The sequence below is a fragment of the Symbiobacterium sp. genome, from assembly GCF_040797425.1.
Classification (GTDB): Bacteria; Bacillota; Sulfobacillia; order Symbiobacteriales; family Symbiobacteriaceae; genus Symbiobacterium.
Map to the genome: position 1 here is coordinate 45,086 of NZ_JBFNEH010000026.1, position 7,186 is coordinate 52,271.

5 protein-coding genes are annotated in these 7,186 nt (G+C 71.2%); all 5 read right to left on the reverse strand.

What is annotated here, in order from left to right; all coding sequences use genetic code 11:
- Positions 1-70: 70 nt before the first annotated feature.
- On the reverse strand, positions 71-1,171 hold the full coding sequence (gene murG / locus AB2385_RS09785; protein WP_367654790.1) for an undecaprenyldiphospho-muramoylpentapeptide beta-N-acetylglucosaminyltransferase: 1,101 nt from the start codon (positions 1,169-1,171) through the stop codon (positions 71-73).
- Positions 1,172-1,287: 116 nt separating this feature from the next.
- A complete protein-coding gene (gene ftsW / locus AB2385_RS09790; protein ID WP_367654791.1) occupies positions 1,288-2,388 on the reverse strand; it encodes a putative lipid II flippase FtsW in 1,101 nt (366 codons plus the stop codon).
- 97 nt (positions 2,389-2,485) lie between these two features.
- Positions 2,486-3,490: a phospho-N-acetylmuramoyl-pentapeptide-transferase gene (gene mraY / locus AB2385_RS09795; protein WP_367654792.1), complete on the reverse strand. Its 1,005-nt coding sequence runs from the start codon at positions 3,488-3,490 to the stop codon at positions 2,486-2,488.
- A 45-nt stretch (positions 3,491-3,535) separates the two neighbouring features.
- Entirely contained in the window at positions 3,536-5,137 is a 1,602-nt protein-coding gene (gene murF / locus AB2385_RS09800; protein WP_367654793.1) for a UDP-N-acetylmuramoyl-tripeptide--D-alanyl-D-alanine ligase, read from the reverse strand.
- 1 nt (position 5,138) lies between these two features.
- Positions 5,139-6,629, reverse strand: coding sequence for a UDP-N-acetylmuramoyl-L-alanyl-D-glutamate--2,6-diaminopimelate ligase (locus tag AB2385_RS09805; RefSeq protein ID WP_367654794.1), 1,491 nt, complete (start codon positions 6,627-6,629; stop codon positions 5,139-5,141).
- Positions 6,630-7,186: the final 557 nt, after the last annotated feature.

The window sequence follows — 7,186 nt, forward strand, 5'->3', positions numbered from 1 at the left end:
CCCGGGCCGGCAGTCGGGATGGGGGAACGGCACCCGGCAGCAGGCGCCCGGCCGGACGGGCCGAGGCCCATCAGCGCGAGCGCCGGCCGGCAATGGCCACAATCTGCCGCGCGATCTCCCGGCCGGCGTCCGGGTCCGCCAGTTCCGCCAGGGCGGCCCGCATGCGCCCGGCAACGGCCTCGTCCGTGAGGACCGCGGTGAGGGCCTGCGCCAGCGCGTCGGCGGTGAGGCCGGCCTCCCGCAGCACCAGGGCCGCACCCCGGCGCTCCAGGGAGCGGGCGTTCCACTCCTGGTGGTTGTGGGTGACGTTGGGGCTGGGAATGAGCACGCTGGGCAGCCGCCGCACCTGGATCTCGGCCAGCGTGAGGGCGCCGGCGCGGAAGAGGCCGGCGTCGGCGGCGGCGTAGACCTCTGGCATGTTATGAGCATAAGGCAGCAGTGTGACGAAGGGTGCACGGTCGCCGTACTGCGCCTTCACCTGTTCGAAGTATCGCTCGCCGGTGATGTGCACCACCCGCAGGCGGTCCACCTGCAGGCGGAGGACGGCCTCCGCGGCGACGCGGTTGAAATCGCGGGCGCCGCCGCTGCCGCCCATGATCACCAGCACCCGGTCCCGGGGGTCGAGCCCCAGGGCGGCGCGGCCGGCCTCCCGGGTGGCCTCCGCCACCTCCGGCCGCACGGGGTTGCCCGCCCGCACCAGCCGGGCCCGGGCCGGGAAGTGCGCCCGCGCCTCCTCATACGGCACGAAGACCGCCTCGGCCCACCGGGCGGCCAGGCGGTTGGTAACGCCGGGGAAGGCGTTCTGTTCCTGGATGACCATCGGCACCCGGAGCACGCGGGCGGCAGCCAGCACCGGCCCGGCGACGAAGCCGCCGGTGCCGATCACCACGTGGGGGCGGAAGCGGCGGATGTGGCGCATGGCCTCCAGCACCCCCAGGGCGGCCCGGAACCCGCCCCGCAGCTTCTGCCGGAGGCCCAGGCCCACCACGCCGCCGCTGGCGATGGTGGCGAACGGAAGGCCGCTCCGGGGCACGATCTGCGCCTCGCGGCCGGTGGCGGTGCCCACGTAAAGCAGTTCGGCCTCGGGATCGAGTTCCTTGAGCGAGCGGGCGATGGAAAGCGCCGGGTAGATGTGGCCGCCGGTGCCGCCGCCGGTGATCAGGTAGCGCATGGCAAAACCCCCTTACAAGCTGTGCGCGAGTGTGGCAGTGCCTCGAAAGCTGCGGCAGACCGGGCTGAGAAGGCGTCCCGCGGACGCGCCGGCGCGGGCGAGCGCCCGCCCGGGTATCAACTGCGGCAGTACCGTGAGACCCCCAGCAGGATGCCGACCCCCGAGAGGGTGATGAGCAGCGACGTGCCGCCGTAGCTCAGGAAGGGCAGCGGAATGCCCGTGGACGGGACGGAGGCCGTGACGACGGCGATGTTGAGCGCCGCCTGCAGCGTGATGAGCGAGGTGACGCCGGCGGCGAGCAGGCTCGTAAACCGGTCCGGCGCCTGGATGGCGATGCGGTAGCCCCGCCAGGCGAAGGCGAAGAAGAGAAGCAGCACCAGCACGGCGCCGATGAAGCCCATCTCCTCGCCCCAGACGGCGTAGATCATGTCGGTGTGCCGCTCCGGCAGGTAGAAGTACTTCTGCCGGCTCTCGCCCAGGCCCACGCCGAAGAGGCCGCCGGAGCCGAAAGCCAGCAGGGCCTGGATGATCTGGTAGCCCGAGTCGGTGGGATCGGCCCACGGGTTGAGGAAAGTGGTGATGCGGCTCCAGCGTTCCTCGTCAATGCGGGCCAGAACGAAGATGCCGATCACGCCCACCACGCCCAGGCTCGCAAGGTGGCTCAGCCGGGCGCCCGCGGCGAAGAGCATGAGGGCGCCGGTGCCGGCCAGCGTGAGCGAGGTGCCCAGGTCGGGCTCGAGCATGATCAGGCCGAACAGCAGGCCCAGCACCGCCAGGGCCGGCAGGAGCCCGCGGACGAAGTCCTGCACGTTCCGGGCGTTTCGGGCGAGGTAGGTGGCCAGCCAGATGATGAAGGCGAACTTGGTCACCTCGGAGGGCTGGAAGGCCAGCTGACCATAGCCCAGCCAGCGGCGCGCCCCGAGGCGGGAGATGCCCACGCCGGGAATGAGGACCAGGATGAGGAGCGCGACGGCCACCACCAAGACCGGGCGGCTCCGCTCCTGCCAGAACCACGGGGGAATCTGGGCGAAGATGGCCATGGCGCCGAGGCCGATGGTCACCCAGATCGCCTGGCGGATCAGGAAGTAGTACCGGTTGCCGAAGTCCGCCTCTGCGATGGCGGTACTGGACGTATACACCGCAACAATTCCGATGCCGAGTAAGAGCGCAACCACTGCCAGGAGGGTGTAGTCCGGACTCCTGCGGATGGGCTGCAAGGAGAGCCGACCCCCTCGATGTGACGCTGTCCCGGCCTGCCTTCGGCCGGGCCTCTCTTGTTGCGCCTGTCCTGCGCCGGCGCCGTCCGGGCCGACGCTACCGCCCGCCCAGCATGCCGGGAAGTGCGAGCCAGCCCAGCACCGTCAGCACGAGCGACACGCCCCAGAAGAGGAGAAGCACCTGCCACTCCGACCAGCCGAGCAGCTCGAAGTGGTGGTGCAGCGGCGCCATCCGGAAGATGCGCTTGCCCGTGAGGCGGAACGAGGCCACCTGGAGGATGACCGAGATGACCTCGATCACGTAGACGCCGCCCACCACCACCAGCAGGAACTCGGTCTTGGTGAGCACCGCCAGGGCGGCCAGGGCGCCGCCCAGGGTGAAGGAGCCCACGTCGCCCATGAAGATGCGGGCGGGGTAGTGGTTGTAGTAGAGGAAGCCCAGGCACCCGCCCACCAGGGCGATGCTGAGCACGGCCAGGTCGGTCTGCCCCAGGGCCAGGGCGACGAAGAGGCCGTAGAAGGTGAAGGTGATCACGCTGAGCCCGCCGAGGAGCCCGTCCAGCCCGTCGGCGAAGTTGACCGCGTTGGCGGTGCCCCACACGATGAACAGCACCAGCACGTAGTAGAGCGGCTTGCCCAACTCGATGCTGACGTCCAGGTAGGGCAGCGTGACGGCGGTGCCCAGGCCGAGCACCTCCACCGCCCCGTAACCCAGCACGGCCGCCAGGAAGACCTGCGCCAGCAGCTTGTCGCGGGCCCGCAGGCCCAGCGAGCGCTTCAGCACCACCTTGATGTAGTCGTCCGCAAAGCCCACCAGTCCATGGCCCACGGTGAGCACCAGGGCGATGATGAGGCGGGGCAGCGCGTCGCCCGTGCGGGGGGCGAAGATAAGCGTGGCCAGAATGGCCGGGATGGCGAAGATGACGCCCCCCATGGTGGGGGTGCCCGCCTTGGCCTGGTGGTGGGCCGACATCTCCGCCCGGATGGTCTGGCCGAACTTCAGGCGGCGCATGAGCGGGATCACCGCGGGGCCCAGCGCCAGCGCGCCGATCAGCGCGAGGACGCCTGCGCCGGCCAGGCGGAGCAGCGTGGCATTGAACATAGGATCGTAACCTTCCTTCATGTATTACCGCAGTGCGCTGCGGGTTTACGGCTGCGTCTGCTCCAGGTATTCCGCGAGGGCGTGTACAATCTCCTCCATCGCCATGCCCCGGGAACCCTTTACCAGCACCGTGTCACCCGGCCTGAGGCGCGACTTCAGGCAGGCGATGGCGTCGGCATTGGTAGGCACCTCGTGGATCGCGGCAACCCGGACGCCTGCTGCGGCGCCGCTGTGACCGCCCTCCGAGACACCCGGCGCCTCCGGGGGGCCGTCGGCGGAGGACGCGGCCAGCGCCTGCTGCGCCCCGTCGGCCGTGCCACCCTGTGCGCGCTGTGCCCGTTCCCCTGCCGCCGCCAGCGCGTCCCGGGCGCCGGCGGCGATGTGCCGGCCGAGCCTGCCCACGGCCACCAGCTCGTCGGCCAGGCGGGCGGCGGCGGCACCCACCTGCCGGTGGCCCTCCTCCTCCATCGCGCCCAGCTCGTACATCTCGCCCAGTACGGCGATGCAGCGGCCGGCCGGACCGGCGATGCCCCGCATCACCTCCAGTGCGGCGATGACGGAGGCCGGCGCGGCGTTGTAGGTGTCGTCGAGGATCCGGACGCCCCCGGCGGTGAGCCGCCGCATCCGGCTGCCGGTGTTCTGGAACCGGCCCAGGCCCCGGGCGATCTCCCCCAGGGTGAGGCCCTGGGAGAGGCCCACCGCGGCGGCGGCCAGGGCGTTGAGCAGGTTGTGCTGCCCCGGGGCGGGCAGGTCGACCTCGACCTCGCCCAGGGAGCTCACGAGTCTGAACCGCTGGCCCATGTCGCCCGCCGGGCGGGCGTCCGCGGCGGTGACCCACCGCTCGACCCCGTGCCCGTTGCCGGTCCTGGCGCTCTCCCGGGCGGCCCACTCGGCCGCGGCGGCCGGCGCCGTCAGGCCGTAGAACCAGACCCGGGCCGGGGTGACGGCCGCCATGGCCCGGACCCGCGGGTCGTCGGCGTTCAGGATGGCGTCGCCGTCGGCGGGCAGCGCCCGCACCAGCTCGGACTTGGCAAGGGCGATGTTCTCCTGGGTGCCGAGGAGCTCCAGGTGGGTGATGCCCACGTTGGTCACGACGCCCACCTGGGGACGGGCGATGGAGGCCAGGTACGCGATCTCGCCCAGGGCGCGCATGCCCATCTCCAGCACCGCCACGTCGTCAGCGGCGGTGAGGCCGGCCAGCGAGGCGGGCAGGCCCACCTGGGAGTTCAGGTTGCCCCGGGTGCGGAAGACCCGGAACCGCTCGGCCAGCACGGCCGCCACCATCTCCTTGGTGGTGGTCTTGCCCACCGAGCCCGTCACCCCCACCACGACGAGGTGCGGATACCGGTCGCGGAGCACACGGCCCAGCTGGCCCAGACCGAGCAATGGGTCCCGGCAGACCACGACGGCGGCGCCGGGCGCGTCCACCCGACGCGCCGCCAGGATGCAGGAGGCGCCGGCCGCGGCGGCCTGGCCGGCGTAGTCGTGTCCGTCCGCCCGCTCGCCGATGAGGGCGACGAAGCAGTCGCCGGGCGAGACTTGCCGGCTGTCCCACGCCAGGCCCGTGACCCGGGCCTCCGGGTCGCCTGCCATCACCTGCCCTCCGGTGATGGCGGCGATCTCCGCAGCGGTAAACAGATGTGTCAACTCACGATCCGCCCTTTCCGGCCCGCGCCTCAATCAGCGCGCGGGCCACTTCCCGGTCGTCGAAGGGGATGGTGCGGTCCTTGAAGATCTGGTACGTCTCGTGCCCCTTGCCGGCGATGACGATCACGTCGTCGGCCTCGGCCATGTTCACGGCCCGGCGGATCGCCTCCGCCCGGTCGATGACCACCTCGTAGGTGCGGCCCGGGGGGAGGTGATCCACCAGGCCGGCCTCGATCTGCTGGACGATCCGGACGGGGTCTTCGCTCCGCGGGTTGTCGGACGTGATGATGGTGTGATCGGCCAGGGCGGCGGCAATGCGGCCCATGATCGGCCGCTTGGTGGGATCCCGGTCGCCGCCGCAGCCGAAGACGGCGATCAGCCGCCCCCGGGTGAAGCCCCGGGCGGTGCGGAGCACGTTCTCCAGCGAGTCGGGGGAGTGGGCGTAGTCCACGAACACGCCGAACGGCTGACCCGCCCGCACCGGCTGCAGCCGGCCGGGCACCCCCTCCTCCGCTTCCAGGGCGTCCCGGATCGCGGGCAGGTCGACGCCCTCCACGACGCCGGCGGTGGCGGCCGCCAGGGCGTTGTAGACGTTGAACCGGCCCACCAGCCGCAGGGCGACGTCGATCTCCCCGTGGGGGGTGCACAGGCGGAACCGGGTTCCCGCAGCGCTGATGTCCACGTCCTCGGCCCGGACCATCGCCTGCGGGCTGAAACCGTAGGTGTAAACCGGCACCTCGGCCACCGTGCGGTAGTACTGGCTGGCCGGGTCGTCCACGTTCAGGATCGCGGCCTTGCGGGGCTTGAAGCCCGGCTGGCCCAGCATGCGGAACAGCCGGGCCTTCGCCTCGCGGTAGGCGCTGAAGGTGCCGTGATAGTCCAGATGATCTTGTGTTAGGTTCGTGAATATCCCAAGGTCAAACTCTACATCATCTACACGGTTCATGTCGAGTCCTTCAGAGGAGGCTTCCATCACGGCGTAAGTGCATCCGGCGGCCACCATCTGATGGAGCAGCCGTTGCAGGTCGGAGGCCTGCGGGGTGGTGAGGCTGGCGGGCAGCTCCTCACCGGGCATGAGGGTGTGCACGGTGCCGATGAGCCCCACCCGGTGGCCCTGCCGCTCCAGCACGGCCTTAACGAGGTGGGTGGTGGTGGTCTTCCCGTTGGTGCCGGTGACGCCCACCACCCGCAGCCGGCGGGAAGGGTAGCGCCAGAACCGCGCCGCCACCCGGCTTAGGGCTGCGCGGGTGGACTCGGTCTGAATCATCGCCACCTGGGGCGGCGCCGGCACCGGGCGCTCCACCAGGAGGGCCGCGGCCCCGCGCTGGACCGCCTCGCCGGTGTGGTCGTGGCCGTCGGTGCGCCGCCCGGGCAGGGCCACGAAGAGGGCGCCTGGTCCCACCTGCCGCGAATCGTAGACGACGTCGGTGATCTGTGCCGCCGGATCCCCCTGGAGCAGTCGGCCGAGGAAGAGGCAATCCTTCACCCGCATCGAGCGATTCGCCTCACTTTACGGGAGGGTGCACCTTCTGTCCCCCATTATTTCCACATGACAGATGTGAAATACCTGCCTGAATTCGGTCCCCTTTTGGTCTTTTTTCGCGAGCACCGGGTAGCGGCTCATGGGCCGTCAGGGGCAGGATTGCGATCGGACGTGGAAGCCGTCGCAGGGGATCGCCGTAACCTGGGGCGCACCGCCCGCGCCCCGGCTTTCACCGCCCACGCGCAGTCCCCGCGGCAGCCTCCCGCCCACCGCAGGCCGCTGGTTCACCGGCCATGGGCTCACAGCCCACGCTCTCGCACTCGCACACCCGACTCGCCGCCTACCACCTCCCACTCCCAGCCCACCACTTACCGCCGATGGCCTCCCACGCGCAGCTCACCTCTCACCGCCCATCCCTTCCGGACTCACGGTTCACGACTCGCCGACCACCGCGTCCCACTCATGGCGCACCCCCCCACCGCCCATGGCCTCCCACGCACGGCACACCTCCCACCGCCCATCCCTTCCGGACTCACGGTTCACGACTCGCCGACCACCGCGTCCCA

Excerpts from the sequence above, each read along its gene's own strand:
- AB2385_RS09805 (WP_367654794.1), bottom strand. The coding sequence starts at position 6,629 with ATGCGGGTGAAGGATTGCCTCTTCCTCGGCCGACTGCTCCAGGGGGAT.
- mraY (WP_367654792.1), bottom strand. The coding sequence starts at position 3,490 with ATGTTCAATGCCACGCTGCTCCGCCTGGCCGGCGCAGGCGTCCTCGCG.
- murG (WP_367654790.1), bottom strand. The coding sequence starts at position 1,171 with ATGCGCTACCTGATCACCGGCGGCGGCACCGGCGGCCACATCTACCCG.